This is a genomic window from Achromobacter colocynthidis (assembly GCF_057334535.1).
The window spans coordinates 681,199-700,705 of record NZ_JBHFIZ010000035.1 but is presented as its reverse complement, the minus strand read 5'-3'; the positions used below and the strand labels follow the sequence as shown (position 1 = coordinate 700,705).

General features: G+C 61.7%; 18 protein-coding genes and 1 pseudogene. 9 read left to right on the top strand and 10 right to left on the bottom strand.

All coding sequences use genetic code 11. The annotated features are described in order from the left end of the window. Window positions 1–680: transposase (locus ACE04A_RS18825; RefSeq protein WP_485820394.1), on the bottom strand; the 680-nt coding region annotated here is incomplete at its 3' end. Window positions 681–792: 112 nt separating this feature from the next. Here ACE04A_RS18825 and ACE04A_RS18820 point away from each other — a divergent pair. The 6 genes from ACE04A_RS18820 (at window position 793) to ACE04A_RS18795 (ending at window position 6,293) form a co-directional block, all read left to right on the top strand. Further along, on the top strand, window positions 793–915 hold the full coding sequence (locus ACE04A_RS18820) for a hypothetical protein (RefSeq protein WP_448719089.1): 123 nt from the start codon (window positions 793–795) through the stop codon (window positions 913–915). A 202-nt stretch (window positions 916–1,117) separates the two neighbouring features. Further along, window positions 1,118–2,476 (top strand): MATE family efflux transporter, encoded by a 1,359-nt coding sequence (locus ACE04A_RS18815; RefSeq protein WP_448719064.1) that lies wholly within the window; start codon window positions 1,118–1,120, stop codon window positions 2,474–2,476. 120 nt (window positions 2,477–2,596) lie between these two features. Then, window positions 2,597–3,547, top strand: a complete 951-nt coding sequence (locus ACE04A_RS18810; protein ID WP_448719088.1) for a GlxA family transcriptional regulator — start codon at window positions 2,597–2,599, stop codon at window positions 3,545–3,547. A gap of 128 nt (window positions 3,548–3,675) precedes the next feature. Continuing rightward, the gene (locus tag ACE04A_RS18805) at window positions 3,676–4,434 is read left to right on the top strand and encodes an SDR family oxidoreductase (protein WP_448719063.1); all 759 of its coding nucleotides are present in this window, start codon (window positions 3,676–3,678) and stop codon (window positions 4,432–4,434) included. A 57-nt stretch (window positions 4,435–4,491) separates the two neighbouring features. Beyond that, entirely contained in the window at window positions 4,492–5,685 is a 1,194-nt protein-coding gene (locus ACE04A_RS18800; protein WP_485820393.1) for an MFS transporter, read from the top strand. A gap of 68 nt (window positions 5,686–5,753) precedes the next feature. After that, complete coding sequence (locus tag ACE04A_RS18795; protein WP_259246950.1) at window positions 5,754–6,293, top strand: carboxymuconolactone decarboxylase family protein; 540 nt, start codon at window positions 5,754–5,756, stop codon at window positions 6,291–6,293. Between the two features lie 162 nt (window positions 6,294–6,455). Here ACE04A_RS18795 and ACE04A_RS18790 read toward each other — a convergent pair whose 3' ends face one another. Next, window positions 6,456–7,583, bottom strand: coding sequence for an HNH endonuclease (locus tag ACE04A_RS18790; RefSeq protein WP_448719061.1), 1,128 nt, complete (start codon window positions 7,581–7,583; stop codon window positions 6,456–6,458). A 276-nt stretch (window positions 7,584–7,859) separates the two neighbouring features. Beyond that, a complete protein-coding gene (locus ACE04A_RS18785) occupies window positions 7,860–8,774 on the bottom strand; it encodes an AraC family transcriptional regulator (RefSeq protein ID WP_448719059.1) in 915 nt (304 codons plus the stop codon). 119 nt (window positions 8,775–8,893) lie between these two features. Here ACE04A_RS18785 and ACE04A_RS18780 point away from each other — a divergent pair, with 119 nt between their 5' ends. After that, a complete protein-coding gene (locus ACE04A_RS18780; RefSeq protein WP_448719058.1) occupies window positions 8,894–9,865 on the top strand; it encodes a quinone oxidoreductase family protein in 972 nt (323 codons plus the stop codon). A 279-nt stretch (window positions 9,866–10,144) separates the two neighbouring features. Here the strand turns inward: ACE04A_RS18780 and ACE04A_RS18775 are convergent. After that, window positions 10,145–10,331, bottom strand: a pseudogene (locus tag ACE04A_RS18775) (NmrA family transcriptional regulator); the annotation flags it as partial. A 59-nt stretch (window positions 10,332–10,390) separates the two neighbouring features. On the opposite strand from ACE04A_RS18775, the gene ACE04A_RS18770 reads away from it, so the two are divergent. Continuing rightward, window positions 10,391–10,948, top strand: coding sequence for a dihydrofolate reductase family protein (locus tag ACE04A_RS18770; protein WP_279996778.1), 558 nt, complete (start codon window positions 10,391–10,393; stop codon window positions 10,946–10,948). A 52-nt stretch (window positions 10,949–11,000) separates the two neighbouring features. On the opposite strand, the gene ACE04A_RS18765 is transcribed toward ACE04A_RS18770, so the two are convergent. The 3 genes from ACE04A_RS18765 to ACE04A_RS18755 all read right to left on the bottom strand — a co-directional run bounded on the left by ACE04A_RS18765 (window position 11,001) and on the right by ACE04A_RS18755 (window position 15,053). Further along, the gene (locus ACE04A_RS18765) at window positions 11,001–13,367 is read right to left on the bottom strand and encodes a TonB-dependent siderophore receptor (protein ID WP_485820392.1); all 2,367 of its coding nucleotides are present in this window, start codon (window positions 13,365–13,367) and stop codon (window positions 11,001–11,003) included. 202 nt (window positions 13,368–13,569) lie between these two features. After that, a complete protein-coding gene (locus ACE04A_RS18760; RefSeq protein ID WP_448719056.1) occupies window positions 13,570–14,547 on the bottom strand; it encodes a FecR domain-containing protein in 978 nt (325 codons plus the stop codon). Beyond that, entirely contained in the window at window positions 14,544–15,053 is a 510-nt protein-coding gene (locus tag ACE04A_RS18755) for a sigma-70 family RNA polymerase sigma factor (RefSeq protein ID WP_279996775.1), read from the bottom strand. Before ACE04A_RS18755 ends, ACE04A_RS18760 begins: the two co-directional genes overlap by 4 nt. Before the next feature lie 206 nt (window positions 15,054–15,259). Between ACE04A_RS18755 and ACE04A_RS18750 the strand changes: the two genes are divergently transcribed. Then, window positions 15,260–15,496 carry a hypothetical protein gene (locus ACE04A_RS18750; protein ID WP_448719054.1) on the top strand — a complete coding sequence of 79 codons (237 nt, stop codon included), beginning with the start codon at window positions 15,260–15,262 and terminating at the stop codon, window positions 15,494–15,496. Between the two features lie 3 nt (window positions 15,497–15,499). Here ACE04A_RS18750 and ACE04A_RS18745 read toward each other — a convergent pair whose 3' ends face one another. The 3 genes from ACE04A_RS18745 to ACE04A_RS18735 form a co-directional block, all read right to left on the bottom strand. After that, window positions 15,500–16,465 (bottom strand): Csu type fimbrial protein, encoded by a 966-nt coding sequence (locus ACE04A_RS18745; protein WP_279996773.1) that lies wholly within the window; start codon window positions 16,463–16,465, stop codon window positions 15,500–15,502. A gap of 2 nt (window positions 16,466–16,467) precedes the next feature. Beyond that, complete coding sequence (locus ACE04A_RS18740) at window positions 16,468–18,687, bottom strand: fimbria/pilus outer membrane usher protein (protein WP_485820391.1); 2,220 nt, start codon at window positions 18,685–18,687, stop codon at window positions 16,468–16,470. A gap of 91 nt (window positions 18,688–18,778) precedes the next feature. After that, window positions 18,779–19,507, bottom strand: a complete 729-nt coding sequence (locus ACE04A_RS18735) for a fimbrial biogenesis chaperone (RefSeq protein WP_279996771.1) — start codon at window positions 19,505–19,507, stop codon at window positions 18,779–18,781.

The window sequence follows — 19,507 nt, the reverse complement described above, 5'->3', positions numbered from 1 at the left end:
GTATCGATCAGATAGTTTGTCGAATAAGCGAAGAATGCGGGACCGCCAGGGGCGGCCGTCCACCGTGACTGCGGATCGGTCAGCGAGATTCGCCGGGGAACGGCTTGTTCGAACGCTTCGTCGTCGAGCGCTTCGAGATACTCGCGCACGGCACGCGTGCTGAGTGCGGGGTTCGACCAGTCGGTGGCCTCACTGGCAGGAACACCGCGCTGGCGGCTCGCATCAGCAGCCACGACGCTGGCATCGACAGCGAAGCCTTCGCCTTTGACTAGGCCCGCAGCCATGCAACGGTGGACCACTTCATCGAACAACCAGCGGAAGGTATCGCTGGCGCGGAAACGTCCATGTCGGTTCTTGGAGAAGGTCGAGTGATCGGGCACTGCATCCTCGAGGCCGAGACGACAGAACCATCGATATGCAAGATTCAGTTGAACCTCTTCGCACAGACGACGCTCGGAGCGGATGCCGTAGCAATACCCAACGATCAGCATACGGATCATAAGTTCGGGGTCAATGGACGGACGGCCCGTATGGCTGTAGTGCTTCGCCAGGTGTTGGCGGAGTTCCTTCAGATCCAGACAGCGATCGATGGCTCTAAGAAGATGGGTCGGCGGAACGACGTCTTCAAGGTTGAAAGCGTAGAACAGCCGCTCTTGCCCGCTCGCTTGATGACCCATCATGTCGGTGCTCTCCGAACTCGTTGGCGCTTTGCAAATTCCGCCAGACGACCGAGACGGCCGCGAGTTTTTCAACAGAATCGGCCGAAATCCGTCGTAGCGGAAGTTCGATTGGATAGCCGAAGGCAAGCTCAGAGTGCTTATCGGAGGCGAGTATCCACTTGCCCAACCCACAAGGGCCCCGGCAAATATGGCAAGCCGTTCCACCGTGGGCAAGCTGCTACTGCAGATGGCTTGAAACTGAAATTGCTTCAGCGCGTGGGCGCATGAGTCAGATGTGGGCTGGTTTGAGCAACCGGGGAAATCCGGATAAGTCCAGCCTGACCCCATTGTTTCGCATCCGACTATCACCATGGCTTGAATTGCCGTGTATTCGACATTCCCGCCAACGCGACATTGGCCTATTCTGCGCTCGCCCAGAACCGTCTTCGAGTGCCGTCATGACCGCGCAGACCGATTCCCGCAGCCGTGACGTCCAGACCGAGCGCCTGCTGACCGCCCCAATTTTGCCTGTGATGTTGTCGCTGGCCGGCCCGACACTGCTGGTGATGCTTAGCCAAACCTTTGTCGGACTGATGGAGGTGTGGTTTCTCTCCCAGCTTGGTGAAGACGTGCTCGCTGGCGTGTCGGTTGTGTTTCCATTGCTGGCGTTGACGACGGCGCTTGCGACCGGTGCGGTAGGTGGGGGAATGCTTGGCGCGGTTGCGCGGGCGCTGGGGCGCAACGACCGCGTGCAAGCCAACGCGCTGGTTTGGCATGCTGTCGCCATTGCGGTGGCGTTTGGGCTTGTCACGGCAGGGCTCGTCTTGGCTTTTGGCACCGTGGCCTTCAGTGCCATGGGGGCTAGCGGCGAAGCGCTTGCGCACGCAGACCACTATGCCGCCGTCGTCTTTGGCGGGGCACCGCTGATTTGGCTGTTCAATGCACTGCTGGCGGTCATTCGGGGCAGTGGCAATGTACGCTTGCCGATGCGGGTGGTGTGCGGCGGTGGCGTCATCCTGATACCGGTATCGTGGCTGCTGATCTTTGGCGCGGCAGGCTTTCGGGGGCTGGGCGTGACAGGCGGCGCGTTGGCAATGGTTTTGTATTACGCCGTTGGTAGCCTGGTTTTCGCAATATATCTTTGGAGTGGCCAAGGGGTGCTGCGGCCGGCTGCCAGACCGGTGCGGCTGCAACGTCGGCTATTTGCCGACATTCTCAAGGTCGGCGGCGTGTCGGCCCTTATCGCGACAAGTACCAATCTCACCATCGCCATCGTTACCGGCTACGTTGGGTCGTACGGTCTGGCGGCCGTGGCCGGGTACGGCGCGGCTGCGCGATTGGAATTCTTGTTGGTGCCGCTCAGTTTCGGCATCGGCGGGCCTGCCGCGATCCTGATCGGCACTAACGCGGCGGCGGGCAGGATCGATCGCGCACGCCGCGCTGCGTTGATCGCAGCCTGTCTGGGGTTCGCCGTTGCCGAGACTATTGGGTTGGTGGTTGCGATATGCCCCGAGTTATGGCTGGGCGCGTTTTTGACGGACCCTGAAAGTGTGGCGACGGGAAGCGTGTACCTGCGCCATGTTGGCCCCTTTTTTGGCTTCTTCGGGCTTGGATTCACCCAGTACTGCGCCGCGCAAGGCACCGGCAAGATGGCAGTACCGTTGGCGGGCGCCTTGGCGCGCACGTTGGTGGCGTTGGGTGGGGGGCTGATCGCCACCACGCAGACCGGGCTGTTCGTCAGCGTGGGCTTGGGTATGGCGGCTTTTGGGGCGGCGGGGCTTTATGCGCTGCTGCGCGATTGCCGGAAACAGGAGTAAAGCAGGGTGGGTGCCGACGTCAAAATGGCGCAACAAAGTGGGCCAATTTTTGGCAACAACGTGGATGCCGTTCCCCGTGCCGGATTAATCTGTTCTTCCATTGCCTGAAAAGGAAGCATGATGCGGCACGTTGGTTTAATCCTGGAAGATGGCTTCCAGCTGATGGGTTTGGCGGCGCTCTCTGCCTTTGAGCTCGCCAATACTGAGCTGGGCGATAAGGGCTATCGGCTGACGGTGCTCTCTGAAAAAGGCGGCACGGTCAGGTCGTCCATGAACGCAGGTATCGAAACGACGCCGCTAGGTGGCATACCCGATACGCTGATGGTTGCCGGCCAATTGGCGCCCCAGAATATTTCGCCCGGGCTGCGTGCGTATCTCGCCCGCGCGGGGGAACAAGCCCGCCGGGTGGCTGGGGTATGCACAGGCGCTTTTGTGCTGGCGCACGCCGGTCTGCTTGATGGCCGTACCGCCACCACGCACTGGGCGCATGCGCCGGCGCTTCGGGCGCGCTTTCCGAAGGTCAGGGTCGAAGAGGACCGAATTTTCATCCGTGACGGCAACATCTGGACGTCGGCGGGAATGTCATCGGCCATCGACCTGACGCTTGCGCTGATCGAGGACGACCATGGGGCTGCGCTTTCCCGGGCACTGGCTCGTAGGCTTGTCGTCTACCATCGTCGCCACGGCGGGCAATCGCAATTTTCGGCGATGCTTGCGCTGGAGCCTCGCTCTGACCGGGTAAAGCGCGCGCTGGCCTACGCCCGTGAAAACCTGCGCAATCCCTTGTCTGTCGAAGAGCTTGCCGAAGCTGCCAGCCTGTCACCGCGTCAGTTCAGCCGGGTATTTCGCGAAGAAACCGGGCGGTCTCCGGCCAAGGCCGTGGAAATGCTGCGCTTGGAGGCTGCGCGCGTCATGTTGGAAGACGGCCGTCACCCTTTGGAAATTGTGGCGCGTGACACAGGTTTTGCTGACCGTGACCGAATGCGGCGCGCCTTCTTGCGCAACCTTGGCCAGCCCCCGGCCAGCGTGAAGCGGAGCCTGGTGTCGATGCAAGACCGCGACGCCGCCTGACCGGCCATGGGCGGCCTGCTTATCACCCGTGTCCGTTTTTGCCGGATCTATGGCATTTGAGACTTCACCCGACCCGCGCATAGTACGTCCATCGAAGGCGCCATCCAGGCGCAACACAAGGACAAATCATGCAGATGACGGGCAACACAATCTTTATCACGGGCGGCACCTCGGGCATTGGCCGCGCGCTTGCCGAACAGTTTCATTCCCTGGGTAACAAGGTCATCATCGCCGGCCGCCGTCAGGCCCTGCTGGATGAAGTGGCCGCGGCCCATCCGGGGATCGAGGGCGTCGCCCTGGACATTTCGGATGCGGCCGACATCGACCGCGTAGCCGCGCAACTGATCCGCGACTACCCGACGCTGAACGTACTGATCAACAATGCGGGGATCATGCCGTTCGACGATCCTTCGGGCCGGATCGATGATGCCGTGTCGCGCCAGATTCTCGACACGAACCTGCTTGGCCCGATCCGGCTGACCTCTGCGCTGATCGAGCATCTGAAGGCGCAGCCGCGCGCGACGATCATTCACAACACCTCGGTTCTGGCCTACGTGCCTATTGCCACCAATGCCGTCTATTCCGCTTCGAAGGCGGCGCTGCACTCGTATGCCTTGTCGCAACGCTTCATGCTCAAAGGCAGCAGCGTGTCCGTCCAGGAAATCGCGCCGCCGTGGGTTGACACCGACCTGATCAAAAAGAGCGGTGACCCTCGCGCCATGCCGCTGGACGCCTTTATCGCCGAAACGATGAAGGGGCTGGCGACCGACGCACCGGAAGTATTTGTTGAGGCGATTCGTGCCCTGCGCGACAACCCCGGCATTGGCGAACATGCGCTGATTGACGGTTTCAACACTGAAATCGCCGCCAATCCCATCCCCGTCTAAGACGCCTGACAGGCGGGCTCACGCCCGCACAGACTGCATTTGTAGGAGAGTTGCGTCATGACCGCAACGCTTGCCGACGATTCGCGCACGGTGTTGCTGCCGGCGGGATTCCTGGCCTTGGGAACGTTCGCCATTGGCACCGAAGGCTTCATGATCGCGCCCTTGCTGCCGGTCATGGCGAAGGACTTTGCGCTGCCCGTGCCCACCATCGCGCTGTTGGTGATCGTGTTCACGCTGGTGCTGGCATTGTCATCGCCGGTGACCACCGTGGCCACCGGCCGCATGGCCCGCAAGCAGGTGCTGCTGATCGCGATGGCCCTGTTCGCCATTGGCAACGTCGTGGCCGCGCTGTCCTCGTCGTTCACCGTGCTGATCGCCGCGCGCGTGCTGATGGCCATTGCGGCGGGGCTATATGTGCCCGCCGCCAATGGCCTGGCCGGCGTCATCGTCCCACCCACGATGCGGGGGCGTGCGCTTGCCATTGTCAGCGGGGGGCAGACATTGGCCATCGCGCTGGGCCTGCCGCTTGGCGGACTGATCGGTCACGCCTTCGGCTGGCGGGCAACCTTTCTGCTGGGCGGCGCGATGAGCCTGGTGGCCATTGCAGGCATTTTGACCGGTATCGACCGTGACGCGGGGCAGGGCATCGCGGTGGCCAGTTTGCGCGAACGTGTCTCGGTGGTGGCGCAGCGTTCCGTGTTGCGCTTGCTGGCGGTCAGCCTGTTCTGGTCAATCGGCGCCTTTGCTGCCTACCCGTATATCGCCGAGTATCTGAGCGCCGTGTTGGCCTTTGGCCCATTGGAGATCACAGCGTCTGTCTCGCTCTGGGGGCTTTGTGCAGCGGCTGGGGTCATGACGGGTGGGGTCCTCAACGATCGCTTTGGGGCTGGCACGGTGGTGCGCGGGTCGCTCGTGCTGTTGGCGTTGTCGTTCCTGGCTTTGGCCGTTGCAACGGTGCTGCCACCGGGAGTTTCGTTGGGTCTGGTCATGATCGCCGTGGCTGTGTGGGGCTTCACGGTGTGGTCATTCTTTCCCGCGCAAATGGCACGGCTTATCGGAGCGGGCGTCCCCTCGCAAGCGTCCGTAGCGCTAGCGCTTAACACCTCGACCATGTATTTCGGATTTTCAATCGGCAGTGCGCTGGGTGCCACCGTGTTGGGCGCTGGCGCCATTTGGGCAATTGGCGTCGTGGCGGCCATGGCGGAACTGATCGCCTTGGGCCTGAACGCCGCCATTGCGCGTAGAACTTGAATTTCTCTGTATCGGCGGGTTCACCGCTGCCGGTTTTCAGCAACACCACTTTGAAAGGAACCCAGAACATGACTTCCCGTATCAATACGCCCGCCGCCGGCAGTGCCTCCGGCGAAACCGCCGACGTTTTCGCCGCTATCCGCAAAGCGGTGGGCATGGTCCCTAATGCCTATGCGGCTATTGGCGCCTTGAATACGCCCGCACTTAAGGCGATGCTGTCCGCCGACGCGGTGCTGGCGCAAGGCGTCCTGTCCGCGCAGGACCGCGAAACCATCAAGTTGGTGGTGAGCGCGATTGCCGGTTGTGACTACTGCGTCGCTGCACACAGCCTGGCGGGCAAGGCATCCGGCCTGCCCGTGGACACCGTGCGCGCCATCAGGGCGCTGCAGCCGACCGGCGATGCAAAGCGCGATGCGCTGATCCAGTTTGTCCGGCACCTTCAAGAAGGCCGAGGCACCCTCGACGCCGAGCAACTCACGGCCTTGCGCGCGGCGGGTTATCCGGACGAGGCCATCGCGGATATCGCATTGGCCATCGCCGTCATCACGTTTACGAACGTGTTCAATCGTGCGAATGACACCGTGGTGGACTTTCCAGAACTGAAGTGATGGGAGTTACGGGGGAAGGGGAGCAGTAAGGAGGGGCGGTCGAGTCGGGTCGGGTCGATGACCGTTCCCGACCAAAGCGGTCCCTGGATCTTTGGGAAGTACACCTTCAACCATAGAGTTCAGTGGGCAGGTAGCCAGCTCCGCTAGAACGAAGTGTGAGGGCTACATGGATAGCCTAAAACGTTCAATTCTTTGGCCCAAAATATCTTCTGCAAGCCGGCCGTCGGATTTTGCCATCAGCATGGCCTTAATGTCTTCGTCATCCAAGACAAGTATTAATTTCCTGTGGACCATCCATTGCTCTCGCAGGGTGTGCTCACAGCCGGAGGCATCACCTCCTTTGCGCGAAACAATTACTCCAAATAAGCCAGCCCCGTGCGGTTTAAGATAATTGGCAATCTGTAGGACTTCTGGCTTCTTGACCTTTCTTGTGTAGTTCTTCGCATCGATCACGATGTAATCAGCATCATATTTCTGCCGCAGGAATGACCAGAACCCACTTTCTGCATAGTTAGGCATGATGAAGTCGCGGCGGTTGGCCTCTGATTTATCCGACAATTCTGGGATTGGCTTCCCAAGGGGGGGCGTAAAAAGGCACTCCAGAATCTCCCCGACAAGGGCCTGATATACATAGCAGTCAGTTTTCCCGGGGTTGCAGGAGGCGAGCGAATCAATCAATTCTTTCTCGCGAGCGACCCTTTCCGGGCGACCGAGTTGTGCGAGAAACAGAGCCTTATAGTAGCTAGGGGATGCCTTTTGTATCTCTACCGGAAACTGCGACTCGATGTGGGGTAAATCCCATACTTCGATATTGGCGGCACGAAGACTCAACAAGTCTGCTTCTGTTAATGTGGCTGGAATGGCAAGAACCATCCGGCAGTCGCCATAGACGGCTTTGTAGGTCTTCAACTGCGAAATTGCGTTTCGTATGCTTCCAGCCGCAAACACGATAGGCGTCTTACACTCAATCAGTAGCGCTTCCTTTCCGCCACCAGATGTCCGATTTACCAGAATATCGGCGCGATATCTCGTCTCACGGCCTAAGAGGACTTCCTGGCGTACCTCGCTGAAGCCTGGGTGGAGCTTCAGAAGCTCGGTAATGAAGCTGACGAATTCGATTTCCCTCGGCTGCCGGTCAAGAGTCTCATGACAATTGGGGCAGAGGATAGTCAAGTTCTTTTCCGACGACTCACCCCCATTGGAAAGGGGAATAAGGTGAGCGAGTTCCAGAGACACTACGTCGTCACTAACGTCGCATATCGCACATTTGTGACCATATTTGTCCAGCATCTTCCTCCTTAGTCCTGTGGGAATTCTCCGGTTTTCTTTAATCGTCATAGTCTCATCAAACTGCTTCAAAACGGTGTGGCCGCAAAGTCGTCAGCGTAACAGCATATTCTTCAAGGGTATTGAACTATCCTTGTCCGTATAACTCCCCCGACATACGGACCCTCGGGAGGGGGCATGTCCGCTTTACGGATCAACTTGTATGGCCGTTCCTGGCGGATTACCGTCATAGCAAATTGCAGCCTGACGCTAGTTCCGTAGGCTAACTGCGAGCACACCTCACCCCGACTTCCCACCTCTACGAAACTCCGCCGGCGTCATCCCCATTTCACGCCGAAACACTCGACTGAAAGCTGCCGTCGACTCATAGCCAACTTGGCTAGCCACGTCAATCAGAGCAAGCTTCTCCTGAAGCAACCGGCTCGCGCAATGCATCCGCCATCCGGTCAAATAATCCAGCGGTGATTGCCCGACAACAGCCTTGAATCTGGCCGCAAAACCAGAGCGCGACATGCCGGCCGCGCGCGCCAGCGACTCCACTGTCCAGTCTTGGGCCGGGGCGTCGTGCATCGCTTCCAATGCCAATGCCAGATGGCGGTCGGCAAGAGCGCCCAACCACCCCTGAGTGGGGCCGCCCGGCTGCGCTGCATACGCGCGTATCGCATGCACGAACAGCAACTCGAATAGTCGGCTGACTACGGCTTCGGAGCCCAGCCCTGGCGACTCGGTTTCCAGCGCCAGCATTTCCAGCACCGACTGAAAGGCCAGGCTGCGATGCTGATCCAGCTTCAAATGCAAAAGTGACGGCAGTGCGCGAAGCAGGGGCCTGGCGTCGCGTTCGTTCAGATCGAACGACCCGCTGACGAAGGTGGTAATTGCGCCGCCGCCGCCGACTTGGATGTAGTTGCCGACACGCAATTTCTCGACTTCCACACAATCGATCTGGACAGAGTCTTCGTGGTCGTACAGGCGGTAGGGCGTGTCGTCCAGCTTGATGAAGACATCGCCACTGCGCATTGAGATGGGATGCGGACTGTCAGGCGTCGTCAAAATGGCTGACCCACGCACCAACAGCACAAAGTTCACGCCACGCTCACCGGGGGAGTTGAGCCCCCACGGCGCGCTGGCGTCCAAGCGCGTGAAGTTGGCCGTGCGCACGCGCGAGCCCATGAGGATATTGGCTAAAGGATCCATCGTTTCCAACTATTTGGACGATCAGTACATAAAAATAGACGAGTAAGGATTGTTCGTCTAATTATGCCTGCATACGATAGACACCATTGAACTCATGGATGTTTCTCGAAGGAGCGGCAATGAAAGCGGTGGTGATGAACGAAACAGGCGACGTCGACGTACTGGCGCTTACGGAGTTGCCGGACCCCGTGCCCGGCCCTGGACAAGTACTGGTCCAGATAGCCGTGGCCGGTATCAACTTCATGGATATCGGTGTGCGGCGTGGCATGGCGTGGAACGAATTGCCCAACCCGAAGATTCTGGGCGTCGAGGGCGCGGGTCGCGTGTTGGCGCTAGGCGCGGGTGTGGAGGGTTTCTCCATTGGCCAGCGTGTGGCCTGGGTCTATGGGCCCGGCAGCTATGCGCAAAAGATCGCCATTGCGGCCAGCTCGTTGGTGCCGATACCCGATGGCATCGACGACAAGACCGCTGCAGCGGTGATGATGCAGGGCCTGACAGCCAGCCATTTCGCCACCGACTTTTATGCCACCCAGCCGGGCGACATCGCGTTCGTCCATGCGGCGGCAGGCGGCCTTGGGTTATTGCTGACCCAGATCATCAAGCTACGCGGCGGCAGAGTTATCGGCCGCGTTTCGTCGGCGGACAAGGTGGCGGCAGCAAGGGCTGCGGGTGCGGAACACGTCATCGTCGATGCCGAGGGAAAATTCGTTGAAGAAGCTAAAAGCTTGTCTGGCGGCGAGGGAGTGCATGTGGTGTTCGATGGGTCTGGTCCCAGCACTTTTCAGGGGTCGATGGACGTGCTGCGACGCTCCGGAACGTTCTGCTGGTACGGCCCTGTGCTGGGTGGCCCCGGCCCTCTTGACATCATGAGCCTGCCCAAGAGCATCAAGCTGGGCTACGCGGTTTTCTTTGACCACATTCACACACCGGAACTCTTGCGCGCGCATTCAAAGCGACTGTTCGATTGGATAGCCGAAGGCAAGCTGAAGGTGCATATCGGAGGCGAGTATTCGCTGGCCGATGCCGCGAGGGCACACGCAGAGATGGCAAGCCGTTCCACTGTGGGCAAGCTGCTACTGCACATGGCTTGAAACTGAAGAGGCTGTAGCTCTTGGGCGTGAGGGTCAGATGTCGGCTAGTGGTCGTCGCTTCACCGCTGATTGATGGGTTTCGCGCGGTAGGCGTTGCGGTATTTGCGAAGGCCTTCTCGCGCTGCACCCATCCTACGGCCGTAATTTGTAGGATGGGTGCAGCGCGCGCTATCAATGGCAAGAACATCGCTGCGCATCGCGCGAAACCCATCACGCGGCCGTGTTGTGGCTGAATTGGCGATCTATGCACCGCCGTTTGATGGGTTTCGCGCATTGCGTTCAGATGGAACGTGACACAAGCTCGCCCAGCACTGTCTCAAGATCGACATCGCCGCGGGCTATTCCATCAGAGAGCGCTTCAAAAATCGATCCAACCTTCGTTGAATCCATCCAGCATGCGCATCCGTGGCAGCGGATATATCATGCCCCGTGAGCGGAACAGCGCTTCCCAGATCTGCCTTTCGAGTGCCGTTCTGACACCAATTTCCGACACCAAGTTTCCCGACGCCGAGGAGGAACGACATCATGGGCATCCTGACTTTCACCATGAACATCACGCTTGATGGCTGCGTGGATCATCGGGAAGGAATCGCCGACGATGACACGCACGCGTTCTTCACCAGGCTCATGGACAACTGCGGCGCGATGCTGTGGGGTCGCGTCACCTACGAGATGATGGAGAGCAGTTGGCCCGCAGTTGCCCGCGGCGAGGGGGATGCATCAGCGGCGATGCGTGAATGGGCGGTCAAGCTGGAGGCCAAGCCGAAGTACGTGGTGTCCTCGACGCGAAAGGACTTTCCGTGGGCCAACAGCCACCACATCGCAGATGACTTGCTCACGCGCGTGCAGCAGCTCAAGGACGCGACGCCGGACGGCGTATTGGTGGGTAGCGGCATGCTCGCGACTGAGTTGGACAGGTTGAATCTGATCGACGAATACCAATTCCTTGTCCACCCCAGGATCGTCGGCCACGGCCCGACCCTGTTCGGGAGCGGGCTGCCGGGTACGCGGCGGCTCGAATTGATCTCTGCGAAGCCGTTTCGTAGCGGTGTCGTCGCCATGCACTACCGGCGCCTGCGCTGACTCTGGGGTGGGTTCGGCCGCCTGTCACTGCGTTGACGTGGCGGCCCCCGCCTCAATACTGATACCGCAACGTCAACATCACACTACGCGGTTGCCCGTAGTAGTTCTGGCGCGACGCGCCGCCGAGCTTCTCGTAATACTTGCGATCGAACAAGTTATCGACCGTCAGCGTGCCCTCGACATGGCGGTTGTAGCGATAGCCGACCTGGGCCGACACGACCGCATAGCTACCCTGGTCCCATCGCACGTTGCCGCTTTGCAGATAGTTGCCGCTGTTCCAGCGCACGCCCGTGCCCACGCTGAAACCTTCCAGCGTCGGCTGGGTAAACCGGTAACGGGTCCACAAGTTGATGGCGTGACGCGGGGTGATGGTGCTGTATGAAAGTCCTTCCGTGGCTGCGGCCGCCTCCAGGTACTTGGTCTGCGTGTAGGCATAGCCCGCCACGATGTCCCAGTTTGGCAGCGGCGAACCGCTGATCTCGGTTTCGAAGCCCTGGCTGCGCACCTTGCCCGCCGCCACGGAATACATCGGATTGTTCAGGTCGCCCATCGCCCGGTTGCGGTCCACGATCTGGAACAGCGCGGCATGCGCATTGAGCCTGCCGTCCATGAACGCGCCCTTCAGGCCGGTTTCGATCTGGCGTCCCACGCGCGGCGACAGCGTGTTGCCTTGCGCGTCGGTCTCGGTCTGCGGCTGGAAGATGCTGGTGTAGCTGGCGTAGGCGGACACCTGCGGCGTCAGGTCGTAGACCAAGCCGGCGTACGGCGTGGTGCGTGCGGCGATGCGGGTTTCCGTCTGGCTGAAATCGCCGAAGTACTGGTTGGCGTTGCGTGCGTCGTTCTTCCACCAGCCCAGGCGAGCCCCCGCGATGAACTTCAGATTGTCGGTCGCCTGAAAATTCGCACGGGTATACAGGCCGAATTCGCTGGTGCGACCGTCATTGCCGTTGACCTGTTCCATGTCGGGCATGGGCATGTCGATGACCGGCTCGTAGACGTTGGTCGGGAACAGGGTGCCGCCGCCGTAATTGAACTGCTTGCGCGTGTAGCTGTAGTCGGCGCCCACCAGCAGGCTGTGCTCGCGGCCGAATGCTTCGATGGGCAGGTTCAAATGGGCGTCGGCGCCGGTGGTTTTCCAGTGATTGCGGTATGACCAGGCAACAAGGTTGGTATCGCCGGTAAGCGGGTCGACAGCGCGGTTGGGCCAGGTGGTCTGGCGCGTGGGCGTATCGGTGTCGCGGTGGAACACGCTTGCCTTGACCACGCCACCGCCTTCAAGCCGGTGCTCTACGTCGGCAAAGAGTTCCGTCGCTTCTTCTTCGATGCGGTTCCATTCCGCGCTGAGGTTGGTCCCACGGCGCACGTCAAGCAGCGAGCCGTCGGCATAGGCGGGCAGGCCGAACGCCGGGGTCGTGCGCGAGCGTTGATGCGTGATGCCGGCCGCCAGCGTGGTGTGCGGCGTCAGGTCGGCCTCGATGATGCCGTAGAGGGTAGGGCGCTCGGAATTCACGCGGTCCACGAACGATCCGCGATCTTCATAGGCGGCGATGAAGCGGCCGCGCACCTTGCCCTCGCTATCGAAAGGCGTGCTCAGGTCGGCCACCGCCCGGTAGTAATCCCACGACCCCACGCTGGCCTGGGCGCCAAAGGCGAATTCCTGCAGCGGACGCTTGCGCACAAGGTTCACGCTGCCACCGGGCTCTCCGGTGCCTTGATACAGCCCGGACGGGCCGCGCAGCACTTCAATGCGGTCGTAGATGGCAAGGTCGAAGCCCGCCGACAGGTTGCCGGCCCCGGCGGGTGCGCGCAGGCCGTCAACCTGGATCGAATCAAGCGTATAGCCTCGGGAGATGAACCCGGAAATATTGCCGCCGCTGGAAAGCGTTTCAACGGTGATGCCGGTGACGTTGCGCATCGCGTCCGACAGGCTGTTGAGGTTCTGGTCATCTAGCTGCTGGCGCGTCACGACCGACACCGACTGCGGAATTTCCTTGAGCGTCTGCGTGCCCTTGCCCAGCGTGACGGCGTTGCTGGTGTACGAGTTCGTTCCTTCACTGGTGGCGGGCGTTGCCGTTCCCGTAACGGTCACGGCCTCTAGCTGCGTGACGCCGCCTTGCGGCGTGGCCTGCAAGGCATAGGTGCCCGCGGCGCTGGGCACGGCGCGATAGCCGGTGCCTGCAAGCAGACGGTCGAAGCCTTGCTGCACGCTCATCTCGCCCGAGAGGCCCGGGCTCTGGCGGCCAGCCAGCCAGGCGGGGTCGTAGACGATTTGTACGCCGGCGGCAGCCGCATAGCGCGCCAGCACGGTATCGAGCGCACCCGCGCCGATCGCGACGGTGCGTATCTGTGAGCTGGGCGCCGTGCCGCTTTGCGTTGCGGTCTGTGCTGCGGATTGCGCGCCCGCCGTCGCACTTGCCATGGCCGTGCACCAGATAGCCGACCAGATCATTGCCTTGCGGGGTCCTTTGCCCCGCGTTGCGCGTACACGTGCCATCACTCTTTCATCCTTTCGTCGTCAAGCAAGAAGCGCCCGCATCCCCTCGATGCGGTGTCACTTCCTACTCCGCACGACAACGAAAAAGTGATCACCTGAATGCAAATTATTTTTATTGCGCGTCAGATCAAGCGCCCGCCGGTCCCACCGACACCCAGTAGCGCGTGACGCGTTGCACGGTGATGGGCAGACGTTCGGCCAGGGCGCGCAGGGCGGCATCGGTATCGCGCAGCGACAGGGCGCCCGACACCCGCAAGTTGGCCACCTCGGGCGAGCAGCGCAGCATGCCCGGGCGATGGCGCGCCAGCTCGGCCACCACATCGGCCAGACGCTGGTCGCGCACGACAAGCATGCCTTGCTCCCAGAGCGCCGCGCTGTCGTCCACGGGTGCTAACCCGCTGGATTGGGCAAGCGTGAAGCTGCCGCGTTGGCCTGCGTCGATGCGCAAGGCAGCGGCGTGCGCGGGGCGTGCCAGCACGGCGTGTTCGAACACCATGACCTCGGTACGATCGTCGATCACACGCACCGAGAAGCGCGTGCCCAGTGCCTGCACCTCGCCCTGCGGGGTCTGCACGACGAACGGTCGATACGTGGATTGCGCTTCCTGGCCGGTGGTCACCAGAACCTCGCCCGCAACTAAAACCAGACGGCGCTCGGTGGGGCCAAAGTGCAGGTCGACGGCGCTGCCGCTGTTCAATACCAGCCGCGTGCCATCGTCCAGCATGCGTGTCAGTTGTTCGCCCGCGGCGGTGCGCAGATCCGCGCGCAAGGCGGGCGCCTCGCGCCACGCCATCCAGCCCACCGGCGCCACGACGCCCAGCCCCAGCGCCACGCGCAGCACGGCGCGGCGGCCTTGGCGCTTGCGGGTGGAGCGCAGCACGTCATGTCCGATCTGGGCGGGCAGGCCGTCGAACGTGCCCAGCACCTGTTCGGCGCGTGCCCAAGCCTGCGCGTAAGCCTCGCCCTGCGCAAGCCAACGCTCGAATGCTCGTCGGGTGGTCGCATCGGCGGGCTCGTAGCGCAGCCGGATCACCCAGTCGGCCGCTTCTTCCAGCAGCCGGTCGTTGGGCATGGACGTCATGGCGTTGCTGCCCAGCGCGCTCATGCGGCAACGGCCATGCAGGCCATCAAGGCCTTGCGCAAATGGCGCCGTACCGTAATGACGGGTTTGCCGGTTTGCTCGGAAATCTCTTGCAAGGTCAGGCCGTCTAGCTGCGCCAGCAGGAACATGTCGCGCGTGGCCGCAGGCAGGCGCTGGAGCATGGCGTCGATTGCCACCAGCGTCTGCACGATGATGAGGCCCGTTTCCGGCGGCGGCACCTGGGGTTCGGGCAGATGCGCGATGGCGTCCAGATAGGCCTGCTGTACCGCGCGGCGCCGCCAATGGTCAACCAGCAGCCCCTTGGCGATGTGCGTGATCAGGGCGCGCGGTTCCTCACGCAACACGGGCGGCCGGCGCGCGGCCATCAGCCGCAAGAACGTGTCCTGCGCCAGATCGGCCGCGTCGCCGCTGTCGCCCAGCTTGCGATGGAGCCAGCCTTGCAGCCAGCCATGGTGATGGCGATAAAGCTGCTCGACGGCGGGGAGGGTAAGAGAGTCGGGTGATTGCAAGATGCCCCGAAGTTTACCGAATGCGAATAAGAAATACTATTAATTAGATTACCTGAGCGGGTGCCGGCGCGGCGTGCGCGCAACAGAGGTGCGTCATGGCAGGGCCCCGCGCCAGGGCCTTTTTTTGTAAAACCGTAGCCAGCCCCTAAAGCAGTCCGCCCAAGTTGCCGTCAATGCAGCGTGTCTGATTCATGGATGGAATTCCCATGATCCGTAAGTTTTTTCCGATGGCATCGGCCTTGTTGATGGCGGGTGGCATGGCCGTGCCTGCCAATCATGCAAATTCCTCGCCCGTGACGTCTATGAATGTGTCGTTCACGGTGCTCAGCCAATGCACGGTCGGCCACCAGCACGGCAGCCACCCGATCGTGCGCTGCGCTCACAAGACGCCTTCCCTCATCCAGCGCAGACCCGACGCGCAATACTGGACAGTGGTTTTCTAAGGTTCAGAACTCGATCGTGGCCGTCACCACGTCGGAATACTGTCCCGGCTGCGGTGCGGTCTGCGCGGGCACGCGGCCATAGACTTGCACCTGTTGCGGGTTGCCGGTGCCCGTGCCTGTTACAAAAGCCGTGCCCAGTGTGCCGTCCCCCCACGGAACGGTGCGCTGGGCGGTGGTATGCAATTCATAGCGCACCAGCCTGCCGTTGTTGGAACGCATATAGCGCTGGGCGACGGTACCGTTCTGGCCGCCATTGAGGCGGATTCGGTAAGCGTCGTTGTTGGTGCATCTGACACTGAGGGCGCTGTTGGCGGTGCGCGCGGTCTTGAAATCCGCCACCGCGCCGAAGTTCAACGGAGCGGCCGAAATGGTGCAGTTGTTGGTGACATTGGCGCGCACCGTGAAGTTGTAGCTGCCGCGCGAACCCAGCGCCGAACACGCGGGCCGGGTCAAGGCATAGAACCCATAGTCGAAGGTGGCCACCCCAGCGAACGTCTCGGAATACGCCGTCGTGGCATTGTTTACCGTCGGCACCGTGTATTGGGCGGGCAAAATCTGTCCCGTGATGGGCTGGTTGAAGGTCACTTGCCCACCCAGCAACGGGCGTGAGAACACGATGGAAATGGGTGTCGTGCCGGTCGCGGTCGCGCCCCATAGCGGGCTCATGGACGGGCTGGGCGATAGCCGGTACTGCAACCGATTGGCGCCATTGGCCATCCGCCGAGGATCTTGCGCGGTCGACCCGCTGCCTATGCCCAGGTTGACGCACACCCGGGCAAATCCCAGTGTGAGCAGCCCCCAGTTGCACGTTACGGTCAGCGTTCCCGTTTGCGTGGCCGACGCACCCGACACGGGATTCACATTGGGAAAGGTGATGGGCGTCATGGACGCCGTGCAGGTCTGCGCCTGGACGGCATTGCCGCCCAGCAACGCGGCCATCAGCAGAAATAGGGCGGCTGTGGCTTTCATGGTCAACGCCCCACGCACGCGACCGGGCCCAGGCGTGGCAAAGCGCCATCATCGGGGGCTTCGAAAGCGAAGCGTGCCGTGCAGGCAAGGTTCTGCGCGCGCACGTCCAGATGATTGACGTCAACCAGATCGCGCACGAATGTCTGGCTGCCATAACCGACCACGCCTTGAGATCCGCTTTCCCGATGCACGACGCGGGCGCCCACAGGCAGCGGCTTGCCTTCGCCGTCGACCAGCAGCACTGTCGCCGCCGCTTCGCGTTCGATACCGAACTTCACCAGCACCCCCGATTGCCATTGGGGCACGATGTCACGCGAATAGGCCGTTACGTGGGCGTTGGGGGGTAAATCCAGTCCATCGATGTCCAGCGTATTGGTCTGGTAGCTGTTCAGGTCCGGCACGACCAGGTAGCCGCTATCGCCGGTATGGCCCGTGACGCGGTTTTGATGCAGGACGGGCACGTCGGCCTCGTCACCCGTGGACACCAGCGCGAAGCTGTCATCAATGCGCCGGGAAGCCTGCGCGGTTCCATCCATGAACACCAGGGCGCCGTTCACGTCGAGTTCGCCGGTGGTCCGCCCATCAAAGCGTTGTGCGCCCACCGTAACCTCGCCATAGCGCCCCAGATACCGTCCCCAGCCCTGTTCGTAGTGTCCGCTGGCATAGGTGCCTGCCTGAACGCCCCAGCCAAAGCCGCCGCCGTAATCGGGGGTGCGGATGGCGCTTGCATTGGCATAGGGTTCGCCGTCTTGCCAACCGGTCGTGGCGTTGACGGATACGTCGTCCAACGCGATACCCAGGCTGAGGAACGCACCTCTACTGTTACCGTCGCTGAAGTCCTGGAAGGCGCTCATGGTCAGGGTGGCGCGATTGCCCAGGCGTGTGCTGTAGGCCATTGATCCGATATGCGCGGCTTCAACGCCGGGATACTGCTGCCCGATGTAGCTGAACGACACCGACTGCCCGCCGCCCAAGGGTAGCGCCAGGGTTGCGCGATCGCTGGCGCGTGCCACCGGAATGCCGTCGTTGGCCGCCAGGTCGGCATAGGCCGAGGTGCTGCGCAAGGTTTGTAGGTCGATGGAGAATCGCGGGTCCACATACTGGTAGCCCAGGCCCACCTGCAAGCCCGCGCTTCTACCCGCGCTGCCGGCAACGGAAGCATTGACCACCCCCGCCATGCCCAGTTTTGCGAGCACACCCGTGCCCACGTTGTAGAGGCCCGTGGTGGCTTCACCATGCGCCTCGGCCGTCACAGCATTAGACAACCCGTATTGCCACGAAGCGCTCAGTGCGGGGTCGTCTTTATAGTCGAACGAGCGCCAACCATAGGCGCGGCGTAGAAACCCCGCTTCCACCGAATAACTCGACATGCCCTCTGCCAACAACCGCGTGTCGACATAGATAGGCAGCGATTGCGATACGGGTCGGCCCAGTGCATCGCGCGTGATGACGTTGGCCTGGCCGAAGCCAGTGATACCCGCAACGTTGTCAACCACGAACGGCCCGCTAGGCACGTCGCCGGAATAGCGTCGGATGTTGTTGATGTACACGTCGACCGAGGAGGGCACCACGGCGCTGCCGCCAAACGCGGGCATGGGAAAGGTCACCAGATCGGGCCGCAGCGCGAAGTTGCGCCGCCACTGAAAACCGGCCATGCGTATCGAACGCGACCAGGCCAGCGAACCCGAAATTGTGTCACCCAGTTGGCGGGTGGTGAGTGTCTCGGGGTCGGAGTGGGTCCAACTGGTGTCATACCGCACATAGCGACTCAAGTCGCGTTGCAGATAGCCCGTGCCGGTATTGCTGAGCACGCCGTACTGGTCGAAGTAACGTTGTTCGCTCCAAAGGGCCAACGGGTTGTTGCGTTCCGTGCGGGCATACAAGTCGTAGTTGATAAGAAACCCGCGACCAGTCGTGGCTGCGGCGGTGGGGGCCAGGCCACGGCCATCGATTCTGCGCGCGACGCGATAGCGGTCGGGCATATCAATATCCACCTCTTGCGCGGCCGCATCGAAGCGATACGTCAAGCCTGGAATCTGATCCAGCGGCACGTGTTCCTGGTCCGGGATTCCCAAGGCGGGAGTATCGATACCGATGCCGCGCAAATCGATGCCGCGGGCCGACAAGCGGCCGTTCTGATCTTGGAACCGAGCAATGTAGGGGCTGCGCTGGCCGTTGAAGCTGACCGTCAAATAGACGTCGATAGCAGATACCGCCGCCAACGGAGCAGGGGCGGGTTGCGCCTGTGATGGTGCGCCGGTGATTGCAACGGCAAGGGTCAGAGTCCATTGAAGGGCGCGCGCACACAATGTCTCACTTCCCGGGGGATGGCCGCAAGGGTGCGTCCATTTCCACACTGTTCACCCGCGCGCGCACCGACATTGATGCGTTCGCACCGGGTTGGAACGGCAGGCGCCATTGGCGCGTGCTGCCGCTTAATACATAGCCCAGCAGGCCATCACGCACGCTACGGTCTTGGCCGTTCGAAACCAGAACCACATCGCTAAGCTGTGCGCGGTGTGCGCCGTTGTTGCGGACTTGGAGCGCCCAGCCTGTGCCGTCGCGCGCCAACGACCAGACAAGGTCGTCCTGGACGGCCTGTTGCGGCGCCGCGCCCACGAACACAGGTACCGAGTAACGCAAGCGTACCTGCACGCCGGTGGTGCGCAGCGGATCGGGCGGCGCGATCTCATCAATAATCAGCCGGTACGATTGCTCGCCGGATGGAGCTTCCGCGTTCGGCCGTAGCAGGCGTACAACCTGCCGTCCGCCCGGCGCAATCTGAATCATCGGGGGGCTGGCTACCAGGGCTGCGGATTCGGTCAGTACATCTTCATTCAGCGTCTGGTGCCATGCATAGACGCGCACTTGACCATAGACGGGGGCGGCTCCCTCATTGCGCAATGTCATGGTCGTCGCTTGTTCAGCGCTGCCCAGGTTCAGGATCACGGGCGAGATCTGCAAACTGGCGGAATGCGCATGTAGCGCCACGCCGATCAGGCAGGCTCCCGCCGCTTGGCGAAGTATCCCAAGCGTCGTCAT

Coding starts and splice junctions, on each gene's coding strand:
- ACE04A_RS18815 (WP_448719064.1), top strand. CDS start 1,118: ATGACCGCGCAGACCGATTCCCGCAGCCGTGACGTCCAGACCGAGCGC.
- ACE04A_RS18810 (WP_448719088.1), top strand. CDS start 2,597: ATGCGGCACGTTGGTTTAATCCTGGAAGATGGCTTCCAGCTGATGGGT.
- ACE04A_RS18805 (WP_448719063.1), top strand. CDS start 3,676: ATGCAGATGACGGGCAACACAATCTTTATCACGGGCGGCACCTCGGGC.
- ACE04A_RS18800 (WP_485820393.1), top strand. CDS start 4,492: ATGACCGCAACGCTTGCCGACGATTCGCGCACGGTGTTGCTGCCGGCG.
- ACE04A_RS18795 (WP_259246950.1), top strand. CDS start 5,754: ATGACTTCCCGTATCAATACGCCCGCCGCCGGCAGTGCCTCCGGCGAA.
- ACE04A_RS18790 (WP_448719061.1), bottom strand. CDS start 7,583: ATGCTGGACAAATATGGTCACAAATGTGCGATATGCGACGTTAGTGAC.
- ACE04A_RS18785 (WP_448719059.1), bottom strand. CDS start 8,774: ATGGATCCTTTAGCCAATATCCTCATGGGCTCGCGCGTGCGCACGGCC.
- ACE04A_RS18780 (WP_448719058.1), top strand. CDS start 8,894: ATGAAAGCGGTGGTGATGAACGAAACAGGCGACGTCGACGTACTGGCG.
- ACE04A_RS18770 (WP_279996778.1), top strand. CDS start 10,391: ATGGGCATCCTGACTTTCACCATGAACATCACGCTTGATGGCTGCGTG.
- ACE04A_RS18765 (WP_485820392.1), bottom strand. CDS start 13,367: ATGGCAAGTGCGACGGCGGGCGCGCAATCCGCAGCACAGACCGCAACG.
- ACE04A_RS18760 (WP_448719056.1), bottom strand. CDS start 14,547: ATGAGCGCGCTGGGCAGCAACGCCATGACGTCCATGCCCAACGACCGG.
- ACE04A_RS18750 (WP_448719054.1), top strand. CDS start 15,260: ATGATCCGTAAGTTTTTTCCGATGGCATCGGCCTTGTTGATGGCGGGT.
- ACE04A_RS18745 (WP_279996773.1), bottom strand. CDS start 16,465: ATGAAAGCCACAGCCGCCCTATTTCTGCTGATGGCCGCGTTGCTGGGC.
- ACE04A_RS18735 (WP_279996771.1), bottom strand. CDS start 19,507: ATGACGACGCTTGGGATACTTCGCCAAGCGGCGGGAGCCTGCCTGATC.